Annotated in this window: 18 protein-coding genes and 2 pseudogenes; 7 read left to right on the forward strand and 13 right to left on the reverse strand. The window is 66.4% G+C overall.

Translation table 11 applies throughout. The features are described 5' to 3' along the window. Positions 1–31 precede the first annotated feature (31 nt). Positions 32–277, forward strand: a pseudogene (locus tag BW991_RS24080) (IS66 family transposase); the annotation flags it as partial. A 121-nt stretch (positions 278–398) separates the two neighbouring features. Continuing rightward, on the forward strand, positions 399–755 hold the full coding sequence (locus BW991_RS01730; RefSeq protein WP_235943322.1) for a hypothetical protein: 357 nt from the start codon (positions 399–401) through the stop codon (positions 753–755). Here the strand turns inward: BW991_RS01730 and BW991_RS24085 are convergent. Further along, positions 722–1,024 (reverse strand): hypothetical protein, encoded by a 303-nt coding sequence (locus tag BW991_RS24085; RefSeq protein WP_244551584.1) that lies wholly within the window; start codon positions 1,022–1,024, stop codon positions 722–724. The genes BW991_RS01730 and BW991_RS24085 overlap by 34 nt on opposite strands. Between BW991_RS24085 and BW991_RS24090 the strand changes: the two genes are divergently transcribed. Both BW991_RS24090 and BW991_RS01740 read left to right on the forward strand, forming a co-directional pair. After that, positions 905–1,309: a tyrosine-type recombinase/integrase gene (locus tag BW991_RS24090; protein WP_244551583.1), complete on the forward strand. Its 405-nt coding sequence runs from the start codon at positions 905–907 to the stop codon at positions 1,307–1,309. The genes BW991_RS24085 and BW991_RS24090 overlap by 120 nt on opposite strands. A gap of 205 nt (positions 1,310–1,514) precedes the next feature. Next, positions 1,515–1,752: pseudogene (locus BW991_RS01740) on the forward strand (transposase domain-containing protein); the annotation flags it as partial. A gap of 35 nt (positions 1,753–1,787) precedes the next feature. Here BW991_RS01740 and BW991_RS01745 read toward each other — a convergent pair. Then, on the reverse strand, positions 1,788–2,132 hold the full coding sequence (locus tag BW991_RS01745; RefSeq protein WP_050417872.1) for a winged helix-turn-helix transcriptional regulator: 345 nt from the start codon (positions 2,130–2,132) through the stop codon (positions 1,788–1,790). A 144-nt stretch (positions 2,133–2,276) separates the two neighbouring features. Between BW991_RS01745 and BW991_RS01750 the strand changes: the two genes are divergently transcribed. Then, positions 2,277–3,062, forward strand: a complete 786-nt coding sequence (locus tag BW991_RS01750; RefSeq protein WP_169145348.1) for an NAD(P)H-binding protein — start codon at positions 2,277–2,279, stop codon at positions 3,060–3,062. Between the two features lie 372 nt (positions 3,063–3,434). Here the strand turns inward: BW991_RS01750 and BW991_RS24095 are convergent, their stop codons facing one another. Beyond that, a complete protein-coding gene (locus BW991_RS24095) occupies positions 3,435–3,617 on the reverse strand; it encodes a hypothetical protein (protein ID WP_050417873.1) in 183 nt (60 codons plus the stop codon). A 344-nt stretch (positions 3,618–3,961) separates the two neighbouring features. On the opposite strand from BW991_RS24095, the gene BW991_RS01760 reads away from it, so the two are divergent. Together BW991_RS01760 and BW991_RS01765 are read left to right on the forward strand one after the other, a co-directional pair. Next, positions 3,962–4,222: a luciferase domain-containing protein gene (locus tag BW991_RS01760; protein ID WP_050417874.1), complete on the forward strand. Its 261-nt coding sequence runs from the start codon at positions 3,962–3,964 to the stop codon at positions 4,220–4,222. A gap of 10 nt (positions 4,223–4,232) precedes the next feature. Next, complete coding sequence (locus BW991_RS01765) at positions 4,233–5,324, forward strand: alkene reductase (protein ID WP_244551573.1); 1,092 nt, start codon at positions 4,233–4,235, stop codon at positions 5,322–5,324. Between the two features lie 128 nt (positions 5,325–5,452). On the opposite strand, the gene BW991_RS01770 is transcribed toward BW991_RS01765, so the two are convergent. The 10 genes from BW991_RS01770 to BW991_RS01815 all read right to left on the reverse strand — a co-directional run bounded on the left by BW991_RS01770 (position 5,453) and on the right by BW991_RS01815 (position 20,990). Beyond that, positions 5,453–6,559 carry an ABC transporter permease gene (locus BW991_RS01770; protein WP_212566844.1) on the reverse strand — a complete coding sequence of 369 codons (1,107 nt, stop codon included), beginning with the start codon at positions 6,557–6,559 and terminating at the stop codon, positions 5,453–5,455. Positions 6,560–6,597: 38 nt separating this feature from the next. Continuing rightward, on the reverse strand, positions 6,598–7,752 hold the full coding sequence (locus tag BW991_RS01775; protein WP_076600368.1) for an ABC transporter permease: 1,155 nt from the start codon (positions 7,750–7,752) through the stop codon (positions 6,598–6,600). Then, positions 7,749–9,710, reverse strand: coding sequence for an ATP-binding cassette domain-containing protein (locus tag BW991_RS01780; RefSeq protein WP_076600369.1), 1,962 nt, complete (start codon positions 9,708–9,710; stop codon positions 7,749–7,751). Before BW991_RS01780 ends, BW991_RS01775 begins: the two co-directional genes overlap by 4 nt. Beyond that, on the reverse strand, positions 9,689–10,798 hold the full coding sequence (locus tag BW991_RS01785; RefSeq protein ID WP_076600370.1) for an HlyD family secretion protein: 1,110 nt from the start codon (positions 10,796–10,798) through the stop codon (positions 9,689–9,691). The genes BW991_RS01780 and BW991_RS01785 overlap by 22 nt, the downstream gene beginning before the upstream one ends. 13 nt (positions 10,799–10,811) lie before the next feature. Beyond that, positions 10,812–12,116, reverse strand: a complete 1,305-nt coding sequence (locus BW991_RS01790) for a TolC family protein (protein WP_076600371.1) — start codon at positions 12,114–12,116, stop codon at positions 10,812–10,814. After that, complete coding sequence (locus tag BW991_RS01795) at positions 12,113–15,394, reverse strand: efflux RND transporter permease subunit (protein WP_076600372.1); 3,282 nt, start codon at positions 15,392–15,394, stop codon at positions 12,113–12,115. The genes BW991_RS01790 and BW991_RS01795 overlap by 4 nt, the downstream gene beginning before the upstream one ends. After that, complete coding sequence (locus BW991_RS01800) at positions 15,391–16,473, reverse strand: efflux RND transporter periplasmic adaptor subunit (protein WP_076600373.1); 1,083 nt, start codon at positions 16,471–16,473, stop codon at positions 15,391–15,393. Before BW991_RS01800 ends, BW991_RS01795 begins: the two co-directional genes overlap by 4 nt. Before the next feature lie 266 nt (positions 16,474–16,739). Next, positions 16,740–19,208 carry an MGDG synthase family glycosyltransferase gene (locus BW991_RS01805; protein WP_084204924.1) on the reverse strand — a complete coding sequence of 823 codons (2,469 nt, stop codon included), beginning with the start codon at positions 19,206–19,208 and terminating at the stop codon, positions 16,740–16,742. A gap of 62 nt (positions 19,209–19,270) precedes the next feature. Further along, positions 19,271–20,050 carry a polyprenyl synthetase family protein gene (locus BW991_RS01810; RefSeq protein ID WP_076600374.1) on the reverse strand — a complete coding sequence of 260 codons (780 nt, stop codon included), beginning with the start codon at positions 20,048–20,050 and terminating at the stop codon, positions 19,271–19,273. Beyond that, positions 20,043–20,990, reverse strand: coding sequence for a patatin-like phospholipase family protein (locus tag BW991_RS01815; RefSeq protein WP_076600375.1), 948 nt, complete (start codon positions 20,988–20,990; stop codon positions 20,043–20,045). Before BW991_RS01815 ends, BW991_RS01810 begins: the two co-directional genes overlap by 8 nt. Positions 20,991–20,992: the final 2 nt, after the last annotated feature.

Consider the following 20,992-nt stretch of genomic DNA (forward strand, 5'->3'; position numbering starts at 1 on the left):
CTGACACGCCGGCCCCGCCTTTCAAGTGCGTCGAACTGCAAGGCCTAGAATCGGGCAACAAGGCATCGGGTTGCTCGAGCCGATCTACACCGCGCAGTTCGACTCGATTCGCGCCTCGTGCGTCAAGGCGATGGACGAGACGCCGATCAAGGCACGGCGTGCCGGGCCGGGGAAGTTGAAAGCGGCGTACCTCTAGCCGGTCTACGGGGAACTCGACGAAATCTGTTTCCCGTTCTTCGTGAGTCGCAGGATCGAGCACGTCGAACAGGCGCTCGGCCTTCCGTCAAAGAGATCGCCGATCTTCTGCGCCACCAAAGCCTCGACACGGCCAACACCTACGCCCGCGTCGATCTGGAAGGGTTGTGGACCGTGGCCCTGCTGTGGCCCGGGAGTCTGCCATGAACGCCCTGGTTTCATGGATGACTCGGGTCGAGACGTATCTGGCGTATCGGCGTCGTCACGGATTCAAGCTCAGCATCGATGCCACGCAGCTTCAATCGTTTGCCCGCTTTGCTGACGAAGCCGGCACGGCAGATCACCTGACGGTGGCGCTGGCCATCGCATGGGCCCGCTCCTCGCGGCGGCGGAATCCGCTCATGTGGGCGAGTCGTATCGAGGTTCTGCGTGGCTTCGCACGTTTCTGCCTGCGCGACGATCCGGCGACGGAGATGCCGCCGCAGGGGCTCTTCGGCCCGGCGCACCGGCGCCTCGTCCCGCACATCTACACGCACAGCAGGTCCTGGCGATACCCATGAAACGCTTCGAGCGGCCCCTGCTCGAGTATCTCTCCCGCGATGAGGTTCAAGGCGTTCTCGCCGCCCCCGACACGAGCACCTGATGTGGTCACCGTGATCGGGTCATGTTCGCGTTGCTCTACAACACCGGCGCGCGAGTTTCCGAAATGATCGGCATCCGGGTGGCCGATGTCACGCTCGCCACGACGTCCTCGGTGCGCTTGCAGGGCAAGGGGCGCAAGCAACGAACCGTGCCGCTGTGGAAGGAGACGGCGGCCGAAATCGGTCACTGGTTGAAGTATGCAGACTTGCGTGCAGACCAGCCCCTGGTCCCCAACCGCAGCGGGCGACCGATGACTCGCACGAATGTGGCCGACCGACTTGCCCTCGCGATCACGGCCGCGACGACGCAGTGTCCGCGGCTGGCGGGGCGCAGAATATCGCCCCATTCCTGGAGGCACGCGACGGCCATGCATCTGTGCAGGCCGGTGTCGACATCACGGTCATCGCCTTGTGGCTGGGTCACGAGAGCCCGGTCACGACCCATGGCTATGTCGAGGCTGATCTGGCAATGAAGGAACGTGCCCTCGCGACCCTCGCGCCCCCGGAGACCAAACGCAAACGCTATCGCCCAAGCGACGCCGTCCTCAAATTCCTCGAAAGCCTCTGAATTATGCAAACCTGTGCATGCGGACCACCGTACAGGAGAACGCTCGCGACGGCGTAGCTTGCCTAATAGTTGACCGAGGATAACGGCGCTTATCGAAATATTTCGATAAGCGCCGGAACTGGCTGTTCTGCTGGACCGAACTCGGCGCCAGGCAGGTCGGCATCATGCAGATGCCTGATCGTCACTTGCCGCCTGCACGAAATCGATTCGTATGACTATCTGGTCGATGTCCTGCAGCGAGTTGGTCAGCATCCGGCCAGTCAGGTCCACGAACTGACGCCACGCATGTGGAAGCAACTCTTCGCTAGCAATCCTCTCCGATCGCCTTTGCAAAATCCACAGGCGTAGGCAAGTACGCCGGGCAGTTACCGGTTACGCTTGGCCTACCTGACTGACGCTTGCGTCGGCACTTGCGCCTGAAATCTGGCACGTGCGACGGCGATCGCCGGCTGGTGGTGCTCCGCCCAAGCGATGAGTGCGGTGAGCGGGGGCATAAGCGAGGTACCGAGCGCCGTGAGTCCGTAACGCACCGCTGGCGGCGTGGTGGAGGTCACCTCGCGCCAGACGAGCCCGTCGCGTTCGAGATGACGCAAGGTTTCGGCGAGCATTCGACGGGAGATGTCGGGTACGGCGCGGAGGAGTTCATTGAAGCGCATGGAGTTGTTGGCAAGGGTGATCAAAATCAAGACCGACCACTTGTCCCCCAGCCGATCAAGCACATCACGCACCGGGCAACTTTCGCCGTGGGTGGGCAAAGGCAGTGGAGTGGTTCCCTTATGATTACCTTGCGACATACGCGTGCCTTCTTGTGCAGTTTGACGACAGTTCCTAGAATGCACCAAGTTCTTTATTGTAACCTGAAAGGTAATGCTATGCCCCATTTTCGCGACGCACGGATTTTCATCACCGGCGCTTCGGGCAAGTTTGCCACTCAGGTGCTGCGGGCGCTCAACGCCCAAGGCGCCCGGTACGTGACCGCAGGGAGCCGGTTCCCGGTGCGGATCAGCGGGCTCGCCGAGTCAAAAATCAGGGTGGATTTCGACGACCCAGTCAGCCTGGACGAAGCCTTCGAGGGTATCGATCGATTGCTGATCGTTGCCACCGATGCTTTGGGTGAACCTGGCAAGCTCGCCCGCCAGCAGAAGGCGGCGATCGAGGCGGCCGCCAAGGCTGGCGTCGGGCATATCCTCTACACCTCGATGACCAACCCTGGACCTGAAAGTCTGATCCCCTTCGCGCCGGACCATCGCAGCAGTGAGGAGGCGGTCATCGCCACCGGCATCCCTTACACCATTCTGCGTAACAACTGGTATTTCGACAACCTGCTGTTCACGATGCCCTCGGTGCTTGCGTCGGGGCGCTGGTACACCGCTGCCGGCGATGGGACAGTGGGCTATGTGACGCGCCTCGACTGCGCGGCAGCGGCCACAGGCGCCCTGCTCACAGAGGACCAGTCATCGATCCAGGACATCACCGGCCCTGTGGCCTTGACCGTTGACGCGCTGGCAACCGCGACCAGCAAGCAACTGGGCAAGCCCATCGAGGTGGTCAAGGTCTCCGACGACGCGCTCGCGGCCGGGATGCGCGACGCAGGGGTCCCCACCCATTCGTTGAGCTCATGGTCGCCTTTGATGCCAACGTGCGCGCAGGGCACATGAACGTGGTCACCGATGCGGTGACATACTTCGCTGGCCGTGAACCGCAAAGCCTGGGCGACTGGCTGGCGGTGAACCGCACGGCCCTGACAAGCTGAGCCCATGCGCCGCCAGCCCACGCGCTACCTCCCTCACTGCGGCGGGCCCCGTTTTTTCATGGGCTGGATCCACCCGACACTTACGAACTCACCTGGCCGGCGCCGGGTGCGCCATGGCTGGCCGAGCGAGCGGGCTGCTCGAGGCCGCAGCCATCGCCACCGCCTTCGACGGACAGGGCTTCGACCACGGGGTGTTCGTGCCACTGAAGATCGCCCCTCCCAAAGCAAGATTTCCATGCGCGCAGACGTCGCTCAAAGCCGGCCTCGGCCTCGACGTTCACTTGACCGCAGGCGCGGCGCTCGCCCCGTTGCGCGAGGAAGGGGTGCTGATCATCGGCTCGGACAACAGCTTCCACAACATGCAGGAGATGATAGCGGGTATGCACGGGCGCAGCCGGGTGCGAGCCGTGAATTCGATGCCTGGCTGGAGGCGGTCGCCGCCGACACGCGTGAGGAACATCTGTTACCCCTGCATGTGGTGGCTGGCGCCGCCGCTGGCGAGCCACGCCGCAAGATGCTGGAAGATCACGTCATGGGCACCGTGGAGAGTGCCTTTGAATATGGAGGTATGGAGGCAGGCCATGAGCTTCGAATTTCCGCCACGCCCGGGCGAACGTCCGCGGACCACGCCTTGTGCACCGCACACCCAGATCAGCCAGAACAGCGCTCCGGAGGTGCACCGGACCTTCAAGGTACACGCATCGAGTTGCCTTCGTGCGCAGCGAGCCATCGAGAATCTCGGTCCCCGGGGCCGAGGCTCTGGTGCTATCCCATGAGCGCGCATGTGGTCCGCCCCAAGCCTTCATGGTCGGTCGCGAGTTCGCCCATGTGCATCCGGCTGATGACGGTTCGATGCACCTGATTCTGCCCCTGGAGCTGGTCAGCAAAGGCTGGGGCGAGCCACATCCCATGGCCGAGGCGGGCTACATCCCGGCCAATGCCGTGATGGCCTACGCGCCCCGGGACATCGCCGAGATCGACATCCTGCTGGGCATCCTGCGCACCTCCTGGGACTTTGCCTGCGGCCATATAAATCTACCTTCAACCATCGTCATCCATGAATGAGGAGAAAGCAGTGACTCAAAACAACCGTGATTTGTACTCACCGGCCACCGTCGCCGGCCACCGGCTACAGAACCGCATCGTCATGGCGCCGATGACGCGCAACCGCGCCATCGAGAATCTGCCCAACGCGCTGATGGCCGAGTATTATGCGCAGCGCGCCTTGGCCGGGCTGATCATCACCGAAGGCACCAGCCCCTCGCCCGAAGGCCTGGGTTATCCGCGCATTCCAGGGCTGTTCTCAGAGGCCCAGGTGGCCGGCTGGAAGGGCGTCACCGGCGCGGTTCACAGCCGCGGCGCCAAGATCTTCGTCCAGTTCATGCACACCGGACGTATTGGCCATCCGCACAATCTGCCGCAGGGCGCGCAGGTACTGGCTCCCTCGGCCATCGCCGCCGCCGGCGAGATCTACACCGACCGCGCCGGCATGCAGCCGCACCCGGCGCCCCGGGCGATGAGCCTCGACGACATCGCCCGCACCCGGCAGGATTTCGTCAAGGCGGCCCAAAACGCCATTGCTGCCGGTTTCGACGGGGTCGAGCTGCACGGCGCCAACGGCTACCTGCTGGAGCAGTTCATCCGCCCCACCAGCAACCAGCGCAGCGACGACTACGGCGGCCCGATCGAAAACCGCGCCCGTTTCGTGCTGGAAGTGGCCAGGGCCACGGCCGAGGCCATCGGCGCCTCCAGGGTGGGCATTCGCCTCTCGCCCTACGGCGTGTTCAACGACATGCCGCCTTACGCGGAAATGGAGGCCGACTACACCTACCTGGCCGAGCAATTGGGCAAGCTGGGGCTGGCGTATCTACACATCGTGGATCGTTCTGCCATGGGCGCGCCTGCAGTGCCGGAGCAGATCAAGCAGGCCATGCGCGCGGCCTTCGGCGGCCCCGTCATCCTGGTCGGCGCTTATGACGCGCAGCGCGCCCAGGACGATCTGAACGCCGGCCGCGCGGATCTGATCGCGGTCGGGTGTGATTTTCTCGCCAACCCGGACCTGCCCGCCCGCTGGCAACAGGGGTTGGCGCTCAACGCGCCGGACTTCGACACTTTCTACACTCCCGGCGAGAAAGGCTACACGGACTACCCTACCCGCGCCGCTTAGCCGGCCACCTCGCACGCCGCGGTGATCGACAGGGACGATCGGTCATCGCATGGCGGCGCGGCAGAAGCTGATCTACATCACGTGGCCCGATGAACAGAGGGTGCTCGTCACCCGGTTCACGTCATGGCCTAGCCAAACTGCCGCCTGAACCTGCGCACGCCAAAACCGAAGATCCCCACCCCCAGCAGCGTCAATCCCAGCAGCGAATCCCACAGCACGTCGAGCCCCGCGCCCTTGAGCAGGATGCCGTAGCCCATCTCGATGAAGTAGTAGAGCGGCGACAGATACATCGCCTCGCGTAAACCGGCGGGCATAGCCTCGGGCGGGGTCCAGGCGCCGGAGAGAAACACCATGGGCATAAGGATGAAAATGGCCAGCATCGCCGCCTGGGCCAAGTTGCGGCTCAGGGTGGCGATGTAGAGACCGAGCCCGGAGGTGGCGACGGTGTAGAGGGTGGTCACGGCGAAGAACAGCGGCAGGCTGCCCTTGATGGGCACGCCGAAGACCGGCACCAGGACCAGGAACAGGGAGATTGCAGTGCCCGCGAGGATCACCAGGGTCATGGAGATCACCTTCGGCAGCAGGATCAGCGCCGGGGTCAGCGGCGAAACCAGCAGTTGCTCGATGGTGCCGCGCTCCTTCTCGCGCACCGCGGCGGCGGCCGGCAGCATGATGGCCATGACGGTGATGACGGTCAGCAGCTCCGAGATGGGGATGAACCAGGCATCGTTCTGGTTCGGGTTGTACCAGACGCGGTGCTGGTCCTGGATCATGGGGACAGTGTCGAGGCTCGCCTCGCTCGCCCCCATGCGCGCCAGCGCCGCCTCGAAGCCGTAGCGACCGATGATCTGGCCACTGTAGCTGGCGGCCAGCGTCCCCAGCACGGTGTTGCTGGTGTCCACCAGAACCTGCACGTCCGTGGGCCGGCCGCTCTGCAGGTCACGCTGAAAGTAGGGAGGGATGTCCAGCACCGCCAGCGCCTGCCCCTGGTCCAGCAGCGCCTGCCCTTCGCGGCTGTCCTGGATCTCGCCGCCCAGCTGGAAATAAGGCGGACGGAAGCGGTAGATCAGCTCGCGGGAGGCGGCGCTGTGGTCGGCATCGTGCACCACCACCGTGGCATGGTTGAGCTCCAGGCGCACATTGCGGGTCATGTAGATGTCGGCGGTGAACAGGAAGACGATGGCGAACATCAGAAAGCCGTCGCGAAAGAGCTGCAGCAGCTCCTTGACTGTCATCGCTGCCAGCCGCGACCACCAGAGTGTCAACCTTGAGTTCATGTGCGCGGTCTTTTGTGAAAGAGCGCGAAGCTGATCAGCCACAGCACGGCCGCGTAAATGGCCAGCGCCAATGCCTTGCCCCAGAGCTGTTCCAGGCCCACCCCCTTGAGGAAGCTGCCCAAGGCGATGTCGGTGAAATACATGGCGGGAAACAGGTGCGCCTCGAATTGCCCCTGCGGGTCCATGGAGGCGATGGGCACCAGCAGGCCCGAGTACAGCACGGAGGGGATGATGGTCATGACTACGGTCAGCATCATCGCCGCCACCTGGGTGCGCACGATGAGCGAGGCGAGCAGGCCGATGCCCGTGGTGCAGGTGACATAGATCACCGAGGAGAGGAAGAAGAACAGCGGATCGCCCTTGAACGGCACGCCGAACAGACCGGTGGCGAGCGCCCACAGAATGAGGCTGTTGACGATGGAGATACCCACGTAGGGCAGGAGCTTGCCGGCCAGGAATTCGCCGCGGGTGACGGTGGAGGCATAGATGTTGTAGATGGAGCCGCTCTCCTTCTCGCGCACCACCCCCAGCGCGGTGAGGAATGGAGGCGCCACCATCAGCACCAGCATGACCAGCGCCGTGGCGATCGACCAGGTGCTCTTGAGCTCCTGGTTGTAGAGATAGCGCAGCTGCACCCGCACCGGCTGGGCGAGCGCCGCCGCCCGTTCCGGCGCGACGCCGAAGCGGCGGCTGATATAGGCGGCCAGCAGTTCGCCGTTGAAGGCCGCGTTGATGGCGATGACGTAGCCCTTGCTGGTCGAGGCGCGAAACGGGAAGGTGCCGTCGATCAGGCTCTGCACCGCCGCGGGCCGCCCCGCCATGAGGTTCTCCTCGAATTTTGGCGGAACCACGATGGCGAAGCGGATGCGGCTGTCGGCGAGCAGGGGGTCGAGCTCGCGTTCGCTCTTCACATGGCCCCGGTAGTCGAAGTAGCGCGAGTCGATGAAGCGGTGGGTGTAGTCGCGCGAGAGGGCGCTGCGGTCATGGTCCACCACCGCGAACGGGATATGCTCCACGTCGAGCGACAGGCCGTAGCCGAAGACCAGCATCAGCGCAGCGGGCACCACGAAGGCCAGCGCGAGAAACAGGCGGTCGCGCACGATCTCGCGCCACTCCTTGTGGGCCAGCGCCGCGATGCGTGCGAGGTTCATAGCCGCTGCTCCCCCTGTTCCAAGGCCGTGATCCGGTAGACGAACACATCCTCCAGCGAGGGCGGGCGCGGTGTCACGCTGGCGAGCCCGATGCCGCGGCCGGCGAGGATGGTCTGAATCTCGCGCGTCGCGGTGTGCGCATCGCGGGCAAACAGATGGATGTGCCGGCCGAACAGCGCCACCCCCGCGAAGCCCGCCTGCTCCAGCAGCGCCATGGCGGCCAGCGGCCGGTCGGTGGCGACCTCCAGCAGCTCGCCGGCCTCCTCGCGCAGGGCCTGCTTCAATGCCGCGGGCGGGTCGTCGGCGACGATCCGTCCGGCGTGCATCAGGGCCAGGCGGTCGCAATGCTCGGCCTCGCTCATGTAGTGGGTGGTGATGAGGATGGCGACCTGCTCCACGCGGGCGAGATGGACGAGGATGTCCCAGAAGCGGCGCCGGCCGATCGGGTCCACGCCGGAGGTGGGTTCGTCCAGGAACAGGATGCGCGGCCGATGCACCATGGCGCAGGCGAGCGCCAGGCGCTGGCGGATGCCCAGCGGCAGGCGGCCCGCCAGCTGCCGCTCGCGGCCCGTAAGCCCGGTCAGCTCCGCCACCTGTTCGATGCGCTCGCCAGCCGCGTGCCGCGCTACGCCGTAGATGCGGGCATAGAGGCGCAGGTTCTCCAGCACGCTCAGGTCTTGATACAGGGAAAACGCCTGGGAGGTGTAGCCGATGCGCGCCTTGATCGCCTGCGCGGCAAAGTGCATGTCGGCCCCGGCCACCCGCCCCTCGCCATCGCTGGGCGGCAGAATGCCGGTGAGCATCTTGATCAGCGTGGTCTTGCCGGCACCGTTGGCGCCCACCAGACCGAAGATATCGCCCTGATGGACGGTGAAGCTCGCGCGATCCACGGCACGGAAGCCGTCGAAATCCCGCGTCAGATCCTTGGCGAGGATGGCGACATCGTCGCCAGGCGGATCGCCGTCGCCGGCCCGGGGTTTGGCAACGGCCCTCTCCTCGACCAGCCGCTGCCGGCGCAGGAGGGCGACGAAGGCGTCCTCGAGATCGGGCGTGGTGGCGTGCAGGTCCCGCAGAGACAGTCCCTTGAGGAGCCCGGCTACCGTGCCGACGGCGGCTTCGGGCGCCGCGTCGTCCACGAACACCCGCAGCCGCGGCCCCACCGACTCCGCCTGCGCAAGGCTGGCCTGGATGCGGTCCAGCGCCTCCACCTGCGGCTCGGCCTCGAGTTCCAACACGCTGCCCGGCGTCCGGGCCCGGATCGCATCGGGTTCGCCGCTCGCAAGCACGCGCCCGCCGTGCATCAGGGACAGGCGGTGGAAGCGCTCGGCCTCGTCCATGTAGGCGGTGGAGATCAGGGCGGTGATGCCTTTCTCGCGCAACAGCTCGGCGAGGATGGCCCAGAAATCCCGGCGCGAGACCGGATCGACACCGGTGGTGGGCTCGTCCAGGACGATGAGCTCCGGCTCGTGGATCAGGGTGCAGACGAGGCCGAGCTTCTGCTTCATGCCGCCGGAGAGGTGTTTCATCGGCCGGCCGGTGAAGCGGTCGAGCCGCGTCATGGCCAGGAGCTTCGCCTTGCGCGCGGCAATCTCTGCGGCCGGCACGCCGCGCAGGCGGGCGAAAAAGTCGATGTTTTCTTCCACCGACAGCTCGGGATAGAGGTTGAGGCCCAGGCCTTGGGGCATGAAGCCGAGCCGGCCCTTCACCCGCTCGGCCGCCGCCTCCGAATCGATGCGGATGCCGAACATTTCGATCGAGCCCTCCTCGAAGGCGAGCACCCCGGCGACGGCCTTCATGAGGCTGGACTTGCCGGCGCCGTCCGGCCCGATGAGGCCGTAGATTTCACCGCGCCGCACCTCGAGATCGACCCCGGCGACCGCCGCCTGCCGGCGATAGCGCTTGCCGAAACCCTGCACCCGGACGGCCGGCGCGGGCGTTAGCGGCGCGGCTTCGCCCATGGGGTGTCCTCGCGCCAACGGATGATGGCATCGGCCGGCAGCCCCGGCGTGAGGCGGTGCTCCGGGTTTACATCCAGATACAGCTTGACCGCATAGACCAGCTTGACCCGCTCGTCCGGTGTTTGCACCTCCTTCGGCGTGAACTCCGCCCGCGCGGCGATGTAGCGCACCGTGGCGGGGAACGGCCGGTCGGGGAAGGCGTCGGTGTACACCCGCGCCGGCAGCCCCAGGCGCACCTTGCCGATGTCCTTCTCCGGCACATAGGCCTTGAGATAGAGGCGGTCGAGATCGACGACGTCGAAAAGCGGCGCACCCGCGCCGACCACCTCGCCCGCATTCACCAGACGCTGGGTGATGATGCCGTCGGCAGGCGCGACAATGGCGAGATCGGCGAGCACGCTCTCGGCCTCTTTCAGCGCGGCCCGCGCCTGATCGAGCTGGGCGGCCAGGGCCTTCACTTCATCCTTTCTGGCGCCCAGCCGTTCATCGCCCAGACGCGCCTGGGCGAGCTGCCTTTCCGCCACGCGCACGGCCTCTTCGGCCGAGCGCGCCTGGTTGGCCGCGACCTCGGCGGCGAGCGCCATCTGCTCGTAACGGTGCCGATCCACCGTTCCCGCCTCGGCCAGCCGGCGGAAGCGTTCGGCATCCCGCGCCGCCTGCTCCGCGCTGGAGTGGGCCGAGGCGAGCTGCGCGCGGGCATGGGCGAGGTTGGCCTCGGCGGTCTGGATCGCCAGGGGCAGGTCCTTGCGCGCGACTGCGAGCGCCGTCTGCGCCGCCCGCCATTGCGCCTCCATGGCGCTTGCCGCCTGGCGGGCCTGATCGAGCCTGGCGCGGACCTGGGCATCGTCCAGGCGGGCGAGCACCTTGCCCTTCTGCGTGCTATCCCCTTCGCGGGCAGGGAGATCAGCCACCTTACCCGGCATCTTTCCGGCGACGGCATAGTGATCGCCCTCGATACGGCCGTTGGCTTGGATCAGTCCATCAGGCAGCGGCGGCGTGCGCAGCCAGAACCACCAACCCGCGACGGCGAGCAGGGCCAGCACGGTCAATCCGGAAACGAGCCCAACGAACGGGATGTTCTTCTTCACGCTGGCTCCCTCTCTAAAGATCGCCCACGGCACGCTTCAGTCGCAGTCCAGCCAGCGCGGCGTCATAGTGCGCGGCGGCGTGATTGGCCTCGCTGTTGACGCGCAGGGTTTCGGCGTCCAGCACCTCGGTATGGGTGGACAGGCCGTTGGCATAGCGGTCGCGCACCACGCGCAGGTTTTCCTCGGCCTGGTCGATGGCCGAGCGGGTGACCTCGATGCGCTTTCCCGTTTCCTCCACGTCGAGCCAAGTCTGGCGCACCTGCAGGGCGACCACCGAGGCGAGCTCCTCGCGCTGCTCCGTCAACGCTGCCGCCTGGCGCTCGACCGCGCCGGCGCGGTGACCGGCCACACCGCCATCGAACACGTTCCATCGGGCTCCCAGGGTGACCATCCACTGCCCTTCATGCACCTGATAGCGGTTTTGCTGGTAGCCATAGCCGCCGGACAGCGCAATCTGCGGACGATTTTCTCCGCGCACGGCTGCCGCCTGATGGCGTAAGGCCTCGATCTGTCCGGCCAGCGCGGCCAATTCGCTGCGCTGGACGAGCGCCCGCTCGGTCAAGCGCGCCAAGGGTACCCGACCCGCATCGGGGGCCAGTTCATCCAAGCTGACGGCCTGGTCAAGCGGGCGCCCCAGCAGCCGGTTGTAGGCCGCGCGGGCCAGATCCAGGGCATTGGCCGCCTGCAGGGCCTTTTGCCGTGCATCGGCCAGGGCGACCCGCACGGAGAGCAGGTCGCTCCTGGCCACCATGCCCTGCTCGTGCAGGTTTCCCACATCGCGAGCATGGGCCGACAGACTCTCGACATGGCTTTCGGCGACCTTCAGCATCCGGCCGGCGCGCAGCCCGTTGACGTAGGCATCGGCCACGCGCAGCTTGAGGTTCTGCACGTCGGCCGTCTCGCCCAGCCTCGCCGCCTCCAGGCCCGCCGCCGCCGCATCGATGCCGCGCTCGATGCGGCCCCCGGTGTAGAGCGGCAGGGTCGCCATGGCCTTGTAGGCGGCGCTGTCTTGCTGGGCCATCGGCATCTGCAGCGACTGGCCGAGCAGGTCGGCCCTGAACGCCGGCGTGTTGTCGAGGGCGGTATAGCCTGCCTCCAGACTCACGCTGGGCAGGCTGCTGGATCGGGCAGCCTCCAGCAGGCTCTCGGCGGCGGCGGTGTTTTCGCGCGCCGCCTTCAGGCCGCGGTCCACGGCCAGGGCGGTGTCCCATGCCTGCGGCAGGGATTCGGCAGCGGAGTTGCCCGCGAGCAGCGCGGCGGCCAGGCCTGCCAGCGGCAGCAGGCCGCGGAGTCTTTTTGGGTGATGAGCGGAATTCATGTTGTTCCTTCTTTTGTGGCCGCTTCTTTGCGCTGTTTGTGGCGCAGCAGCAGATAGAGCAGCAGGGGCACGACGATCAGTGTGAGCACGGTGGAGACCAGCGTGCCGAAGATCAGCGAGATGGCCAGGCCGCCGAACACCGGGTCGGCGAGCATCACGGCGCTGCCCAGGACGATGGCCAGCGCCGTCAGCAGGATGGGACGCAGGCGCACCGCACCGGCTTCGAGGATGGCTTCGCGCAGGTCCATGCCCTGGCGCCGGTAGTCGAGCACGAAGTCGATGATGAGCAGCGAGTTGCGCACCACCACGCCGGCCAGAGCGATGATGCCGATCATGGAGGTGGCGTTGAACGGCTGCCCCATGAGCCAGTGTCCCGGAAAGACACCGGCCAGCCCCAGGGGGATCGCCGCCATGGCGACCAGCGGCAGGCTGAAGGACTGGTAATAGGCCACCAGCACCAGGAAGATGAAGGTGATCGCCAGCCCCAGGGCACCCAGCATGTCGCGGTAGGTATCGAGCGTCATGCGCAGTTCGCCATCCCAGAGCAGGCGGGGGCCGTCCAGGGTGTCGGGCGCCACCGGCTTGAAGCGCAGGTTGCCGGTCACAAGGCGGCTGCCGTCGGCCAGCGCCAGGCCGTCCAGGCGCCGGTCGAGATCGAGCACCGCGTAGACGGGGGCGGTGGATTCGAGCTCGCCGCCCACGAAGGTGACGCGCTCGCCATCCTTGTGCAGGATGGGCCGGTCGGCCCGGGCGGGCGCCACCTGCACCAGTTCCGACAACGGCACCCGCTGGCCCTGCCGATTGGTCAGCGACACCCGTGTCAGCAGTTCGGGGTCGATTTGGTGGCTGCGCGGGATTTGCAAGCGGATGGGCACGGGGTTCTTTTCGCCTTGAACATGGGCGCGCCCCAATGCCTCGCCGTCGATCAAGCGGCGCAGCGCGACGGCCACCTCGGCGACGGTCAGCCCGGAGAGCGCGGCCTTTTCCCGGTCGACGGTCAGGCGGTGTTGGTACACATCCTCGACCTCGGTGTCGGTGACTTCGACCATGTCGTAGGTTTGCCCGAAGGCCGCTTTGACCTGCCCGGAGAGCGCGCGCAGTTGCTGCGGGTCGGTGCCGTAGATTTCGGCCAGCACCGTGGCGCGCACCGGCGGCCCCGGCGGGTCTTCCACCAGCTGCACGGTACTGCCGGGGAAGCGCGCGGCGATGGCCTGCACCGCGGGACGCAGCTCGCGAACGATATCGATTGAGGTCTTGTCGCGCGCCGTTTTGTCCCGGAGGTTGACGCGGACTTCCCCCACATGCGGTCCCTGCTTGCTGCCGGCGCCGCGCAGCAGGCCATTGAAGTCGATCACACCGGCCTGGCCGATCCAGCTCTGGTAATCGCTCACGTCGGGGTTCTGGCGCAACAGGGCACCGATCTCACGGGCGAGGCGATCGGTGGTTTCTACCGGGGTGGTCTCCGGCAGGTCGAAGGTGATGTTGAAGGTATTCTTGTCGTCCTTGGGCATCATCGCCATCTCGACGCCGAACCAGGCCTGCGGCCCGCTCAGACCCGCCGGGCGCACGAACTGCCAGGCGGCCTGGAACAGGGAGAGCACGATCGCCAGGGCGGCCAGCAGAAAGACGCCCCGCCGTCTGGGCGGGCGGTCCACCAAGGGCGCCATGAGCGCGTGGTAGAAGCGGTGCAGGCGGTCCCCGGTGTCGTGGTCTTCCAGGTCGTGCCCCTCGCCCGGTTTGAGCCAGCGGTTGGCCGCCCAGGGCACGACGGCATAGGCCACCAGCAGGGAGGCGGCCATGGCGACGGGGACGTTGAAGGCGACCGGATAGAAATACTGCCCCGTCATGCCGGAGACGATCAGCAGCGAGCCGAACACCAGCATCACCGCCAGCGTCGCAAGGTTGGTGGGGGAGCCGATCTCGTTGACCGCCTGCACCGTGGCCCGCGCCTTGTCCTCCTGGCCGAGGCGGGCGTAGCGGCGGTGGATGTTCTCGATGACGACGATCGCGGCATCGACCAGCAGCCCGAGCGATAGGATCAGCGCGAACAGGGAGACGCGGTTGATGGTCAGGCTCCCGAAATAGGCCGCGCCCAGGGTGAGCGCCAGAATCAGCGGCACCGTCACGCCCACGATCAGCGCCTCCTTCAGCCCCAGGAAGACGGCGGTCACCAGGAACACGGCCAGCACGGCGATGCCCAGGTGCTCGATCAGGCCGTTGACGGCGGCGTCCGCCTTCTGGCCGTCGTTGCGGGTCACCACGAGCTCGACGTCGGCCGGTACGAATTGCACCCGCATCCGCTCGATGCGGGCGAGCACCTCATCAGCAACGACCACGGCATTGGTGCCGGCCTTCTTGGCCACAGCCAGTGTCACCGCCGGCATCTCCGCCTGCTGCACCTTGCCGAAGCGCGCATCGGCCGGACCGAAGGCCATGCGGCTCAGTTTATCCCGCTCTTCGGGGGGGCCGTCGACGACGCGCGCCACCTCGCCCAGGTAGATGGGGCGGCCGGCGTGGTTGCCGACGATCAGGCGCCCGAGCTCCTCCGCCGAGGCGAGGAAGCCGTCCAGGTACACCTGGCGGTTCTCGCCCTGCTGCACCACCGTGCCCAGGGGGGCGGCGACGTTGCCCGCGCTCAGGAAGGCGCGCACCTGGTCCAGCGTCACGCCAAAGGACTGCAGGCGCTGCGGGTCTAGTTCGATGCGCATCTCCCGGTCGCGGCCACCCTGCACGAAAGTGGTGGATACCGCCTCCAGGCTGCGCAGCCCCTCCAGCATGCGGTCGGCCAGCCGCTTCAGCGCATAGTCGTCATAGCGCTCCGAGGCCAGAGTGACCGTGACGATGGGCACGTCGTCTACGTCCACACTGCGGATGAGCGGCTCCATCGCCCCGAGGGGCAGGCGGTCGCGCTGGCCGAGCACGCGGTCGTAGAGCTTGACCAGGGATTTCTCCTTGTTCTCCCCTACCTTGAACTGCACCATCAGCACGCCCAGCGAGTTCATTGCCGTGGCGTAGGTGTGGTCCACCCCCGGGATCTGCTTGACGATACCCTCCAGTGGCCGGATCACTAGTTCCTCCACCTCTTCGGGGGAGGCGCCGGGCAGGGCCACCCGCACCTCGGCGCCGGGGACCACGATCTGCGGGTTTTCCTCGCGCGGGGTGAGCGCCATTGCCAGCAGACCCAGCAGCGCGCAGGCCAGCATGAATAGCACGGTCAGCCTGGAGTTGACGAAGAACTCGGCCAGGCGTCCGGCGCTGTTGAGCCTGCGGTCGATCATCGCGGCGCCTCCACCGGCATGACGCGGTCACCCTCGCGCAGGGCGGGCTCGACCGCCGCCACGAAGCGCTCGTCGGCCGCCAGACCGGCGCTTACCTCGACCCGGTCGGGCCATTCGCGGCCGGTGCGCAACCAGCGGAAGCGCGCCCGGCCTTCGCCATCCAGCACGAAGACTCCGGTGAGCCCGCCGCGCTCGGCCAGCGCCCGCCGGGGCACCACCGGCGAGGGGCTTTCTCCGACCGTGAAGACCGCGCGGCCGAACATCCCCGGCATCAGCCCTACCGTCTCTGGCAGGGCGATCTTGACCTGGTAGCTGCGGGTGACCGGGTCACCGGAGGGGACCACCCGGGTCACCGTGCCTTTCAGGGGCGCGGGCAGGCTGTCGATGCTGACCACCGCCGGCTTGCCCTCGGCCATGGCGGCGATCTGGCCTTCCGCCACGAAGGTCTCGAATAGCAGGCCGCGCCCCGACTCCACGGTCAAGAGCGGCATGCCGGGCACGGCGAGATCGCCGGCCCGTTTGAGGCGGGCCACCACCGTGCCCGCCACGGGGCTGGTGATCTCGGCATAGGCGCGCTGGGCGAGCGCCGTGTCGAGACCGGCGCGTGCCTGGTTCAGGGCCTCGCGGGCGGCGTCAAACTTCAGGCGCACCTTGCGCATCTCGTTTTCCGAGACGCTGCCGCGTTCGAACAGGCGCTCGAATCGCTCGAGGTCAGTCTGCGCATCCCGGAAGGCGGCCTCGGCTGCGCCTTGGGCCGCGCGCGTTTGGCGGATGCCGCCTTCCACGTCCGCGGCATCGAGGCGGGCAAGCACCTGGCCGCGCCGCACCCGTTCACCCTCCTGCACTTGGATCTCGCGGATATAACCGCTCAGCCGCGAGGCGACCTCGACGCGCTGATCGGACACCACCGAGCCGACCGTAGTGTACTCGACCGGTGCACTGGCGCTCGCCGTCATGACCGGAAGATTCCAGGTCTTGGCGTCGATTTGAGTCGGGGCCTCCGGCGCTTTACCGCATCCGGTCAAGAGAGCGTAGAGCGCCAGCGGCGCCATGTGTGTGAGCAGGGTTTTTCTTTTCATGGGGCGGGTTTTTCCGATTGGACTTTAAATGGTGATTAGCAGGACGCGGGCCAGCCATTCTGCGGACGCGGCCTTGTCGGTGCCGCGAGTGTTGCGGCGGCCGGTGCGGAGCGGCCTCGTAGGCAGCGCGCTCCGGCTGGGGCATCCGCATCTGAAACTGTTTGCCGAGCTGATCGGCACCGAATGCCGTTGTGCTGCCGAAAGACAGAAGAGCGCCGGACAGAACGTGCGAGAGCCACATTGAATGGGGGCGTGGTGAAGGCAAGTTACTTCTCTCTTTTGCGGAAATACACCTGGGCAACGCGGCGAGCAAACACCACCTTTGGACGCCACCAAACATGCAGCGATGTCCGCACTCTGTCGGTCCACGAAGCGCCCGGGGGCAACAGCTCCCGTCCCAGCACCGACTCGAACGCCCGTAGCTGCGCCAAGTAGACCTGGACGTGACGCAATTCGAAGCGCTGCGGGTCGATCTGCCCGTAGTCTTCCACGAGCCGGTTGAATAGCGCGCGTAGCCGGTCCGCGCGAAGACGGAGCAGACCGTCTTCGGCATGCTCCGTCGCCAGCCGGGCGAGTTCGAGTCCCCGATTGACGAGCGCGTCAAACCCCTTGATGGCAGGGCGACCCTCCAAGCGCCCGATCCGCTGGAACGGAAGTTCCAAGTACACCGCGAGCACACGCCGCAAGTCGGCGAGGATCGCCTCCTCCAGTGCCAGGGGAGGACGCTCGACAAGCGGGATATCCTCGGTTCCCGATGCCGACCGGCAGGCCCGCAAGTCCTCGACATAAAGCCGGGAATCGCTGAAATACCCAGTGACCTGTCGGGTTGTTGCCTGCTCAAGCTCGTCGCGAGACGCGTCGCTGAGCACGCGCGCCATCGAGCGCAATGGCTGCCACATCGAGAGCGGAAAACGGGAAAAGCGATAAGGCGCCTGAGTTCCAGGCAGCAAACGGTAGGCGATCAATTCCTCCTGCAACGACGGGTCTTCTTCGAACCGTGCTCGGATGCCCTCGAACACGTCCAAAGGCATGCTCGGCAGCCCTATCCGGTTGCCGAGGGAGCGGCGGCCATAGCCACCGGCCGCAAGCATCTGCGCCACGACGTCCGCGCAATTGAAATCGCTCCGGTGCCATTGCAGGCTGCCATCCCGGAACGCGCCTTCCTGGCGGCGCGCCTCGGCCACCATCGCGGCGCGGCTTTCGGGGGGAACGCCCCGGACGCGCAAACCGAGCGTCTCGCGGCCGTAGGCCATGCCATAGGTGTTGGTATGAACTTGCGATGGGGACGGACGAGTGACACCGTACAAATAGTCCGCAAGGCTCACGTGCTGGAGAAAATTTGGATCGACGGAAGGGTCCGCGATGTAGTTCGCGCTATAAACGACGCCCTCGATACGGATGGCAAGGTGTCCGAACGGATTTTCGCGGACGATCCGCTCCGGCGTCTGCGAGGTCGCGTAGGAAAGCAGCAACTCGACCTCGGCCGATGACTCGGCGTCGAGTCGTGCGAGCGCTGCGTCGATGCCGAGCACCGGCGCGCCATCTTCGACCCCGTAAGTCGGCAATGGATATACGGGATCCTCTGCGTCGTCCAGTGCGAACCGGGCGATGCTGACGATGTTCGTCCGCTCTCTGTACTGCCGTTGGGCGGTGAGGATTTCTTCCCGTCGGACCGGATCGGAGAGGATTTCCTCGACCAGTCTTCCCGCGTCTTCCGCATTGCCAGCAAAACTGGCCAGCCCTTGGCGCACGAACAGGGCGGCGTTCTCGCGCTCGTGGCCGCTGATGACATCGAGGAGGATGGTCGGCACGCCGATCGTGAACGCTTCCGCCAGCGTCAGTCCTCCCGCCTTGGTGATCAGGACGTCGGCGGCGCCCATGTACGCAGTCATGTCGGATCGTGGCACCAGTCCCACGACCTTCAGTGTTAGCCGCGACGGCAGGCTCCCGCGCAGTTCCTTGAGCCTGGCACGCAGGCTCGCGTTCGCGCCACATGCGGCGATGATCTGCAGGCTGCAGGGAACATGACGCATCACGCTGTAGATGAAGTCGACATAGTCCCCCCGGCCTTCCTTGCCGCCCGCGAGCGTCAGGGTGGGAATGTCCGGCGATAACCCGATACACGCGCGGATGTCCTGGCGAGCGACTGCGGACACCGCCTCGACCTGCACCGGCATCCCGCTGGTGATTACCTTGTCCGGTGGCACGCCTGCCGCCAGCCAGCGCGATTCCAGTTCCGGGTGCGCCAGAAAGGTGCGATCGATCAGCTTGGAGATACGTGGAAAGTAGCCCTCGAAAAAGTCCGTATGCAGCCATCCGATTCTTCGATTGGCCAGGAACCCCTTTTCGCGCAGCGTTCCCAGCACCTGGGCAGCGCCGTAGTGGGTCGACAGGATGACGTCCGGCGCCTGTTGGGTCAGGTAGGCGTGAACTTTCCCCTCCGGGTAGTCCGTGGGCATCATCGACAGCGAGGGAATGCGGTTGCCTCTGGTTTGCATCGCGTCGAACAGGCTCTCGAAGCACTCGGGCAAGTTGCTGGCGACGAACCAGTACAGGCGTTCGTCGACGCGCCGCCAGAGCGGGTGCATGAAGGCGCGAATGTCCTGCAGAACCACCTCGGTGTTCCGGGATTGCCGATGTATCTCCGCCCTTATGGCTTGGGCAGCACTGATGTGCCCGTAGCCGATCGACGAATAGAAAATGACGATCTTCTTCGGTGGCAAGGACGCGTCCATTTTCATTCCCTGCTGGCTTGTCACGCGGGCCGGCTGAGGGTTGGGGCTCATTAAATTCATGATTACTTTTCACTGCCTCCAGCCTCGATGCTGGCAGCGATCCGTTCAGCCAGTTCGAGTGGACGGCCGTTCCCTGTGGCCGTCGCAAGGGTGCGCGCCTCCTGCGTCGCCTGACGGCACAGGTCGCGCGCTGCGCACAGGAGGGCGGTGCGTGCCTCGCAGCGCTCCATGGCATTGGCTTCTTGCAGCAACACGTGGCTCGCCACGAGGGTTTCGCCGTAGCGCCGAGCGACGCCGGCGAGCGGTTCCGGGTAGCCCGCGAGCGCAGCCCCTGTGGCACCGGCCGCCCCGCCCAGCGGCGCCGCCAACCGTTGACGGGTTCGCACCCACTGCGTCGGGTCATCGACGCCATCTCGCGCCAGGCTCAGATTCGCGGCCTCCAATTCCGCGGCACGGTTGACCGCATGAGAAATCAGGGCGAGGACTTGCAGGTCAGCGCAGCGCACCAGCAGGCGGAAGGCCCCGGTGGTCAAGTAGTCGCCCGCCAGCACGGTGGCGGCGTTGCCGAGATGCGCGGATGGGCCGCTCGCCGCATCGACGTGGGCATGCAATTGCTGCAGGCTGAGATGGATCAGGTCCAAGGCCGTGCCGGCATCGATGCCCGCCTGCCCGGAATGAAAGCTGCTGGTCACCAGCGCCCGGATCGGAATCTGCTGGCCTGACAGCAACAGGCGCAAGGCAAGCTGGACGGGGGGTGCCTCGCAGGTCAGGGCGCCTGCAATGGCGGCGCGGACGCCCGTCATCACAGCCTCGGGGAAGTTCATGGGATGCCTGTCAGTCATCAGTGGGCGCTCCTGCCCAGCGGGCCAATTGCTGCGCCGCGCTGCGGTAGCCGATCTCGATGATTTCCTCGGCGCGGTCGAACTCCATGAAACGCACCGCACCCAGCGGCGGGCGGATGAGGATGTCCGGCTTGTCCTGCCGCAGGCTGGCCTGGGTCATGCGCGCCTGCATGATGTAGATGGAGCTCAGCAGCACATCGAAGATGCCCGGCAGCGGTTCCGGCTCCTTGTGCAGCCAGGCTTCGAACTGGACCAAGCCGGGGTTTGTTCGGAGGCTTGCCAGCAGGCGCGCCATGGCCTGGGTATGGAATGTTCCCTGTGAGTTCGAATCTGGGCGGGATACCCGGCTCGCCACGATGTCGTGGTTGAGGTCGACGGCGATGACCAGGCCTGCGCCCATGGCACGCACCACACTCACCGGCACCGGGTTGACCAGACCGCCGTCGACGAGAATGCGGCCGTTGCTGCGCACCGGCGTGAAGATGCCGGGCACCGAGATGCTGGCGCGCACCGCATCGATCAGGTCGCCCCAGGCGCACACCACCTCCTCGCCGCTCATGATGCAGGTGGCCACGGCGCGGAAGGGGATCGGCAGATCCTCGATGCTTGCGGCCGCCACATGGGCGCGTACAAAGTCCGCGATCTTCTGGCCGTCGATCAGCCCGGAACGGGGGAGAACGGGGTCGAGCATGCCGACGATCTGCCGCCAATCGAAGGCGCGAAAACGGTCGGCCAAGCCTCCGATCTTGCCGGCGGCATATACCGCGCCCACCACCGCGCCTATGCTGGTGCCGGCGACCAGATCGACCTTGATCCCGGCCTCCTCGATGGCACGCAGCACGCCGATGTGCGCCAGCCCGCGCGCTGAACCGCTGCCCAGCGCCAGGCCGACCTTGCGCGCGGGCGGATTGGGAACGGTTTCGGGTGCTGGTTTCGCCATCT

The organism is Aromatoleum tolulyticum, assembly GCF_900156155.1.
Taxonomy (GTDB): domain Bacteria; phylum Pseudomonadota; class Gammaproteobacteria; order Burkholderiales; family Rhodocyclaceae; genus Aromatoleum; species Aromatoleum tolulyticum.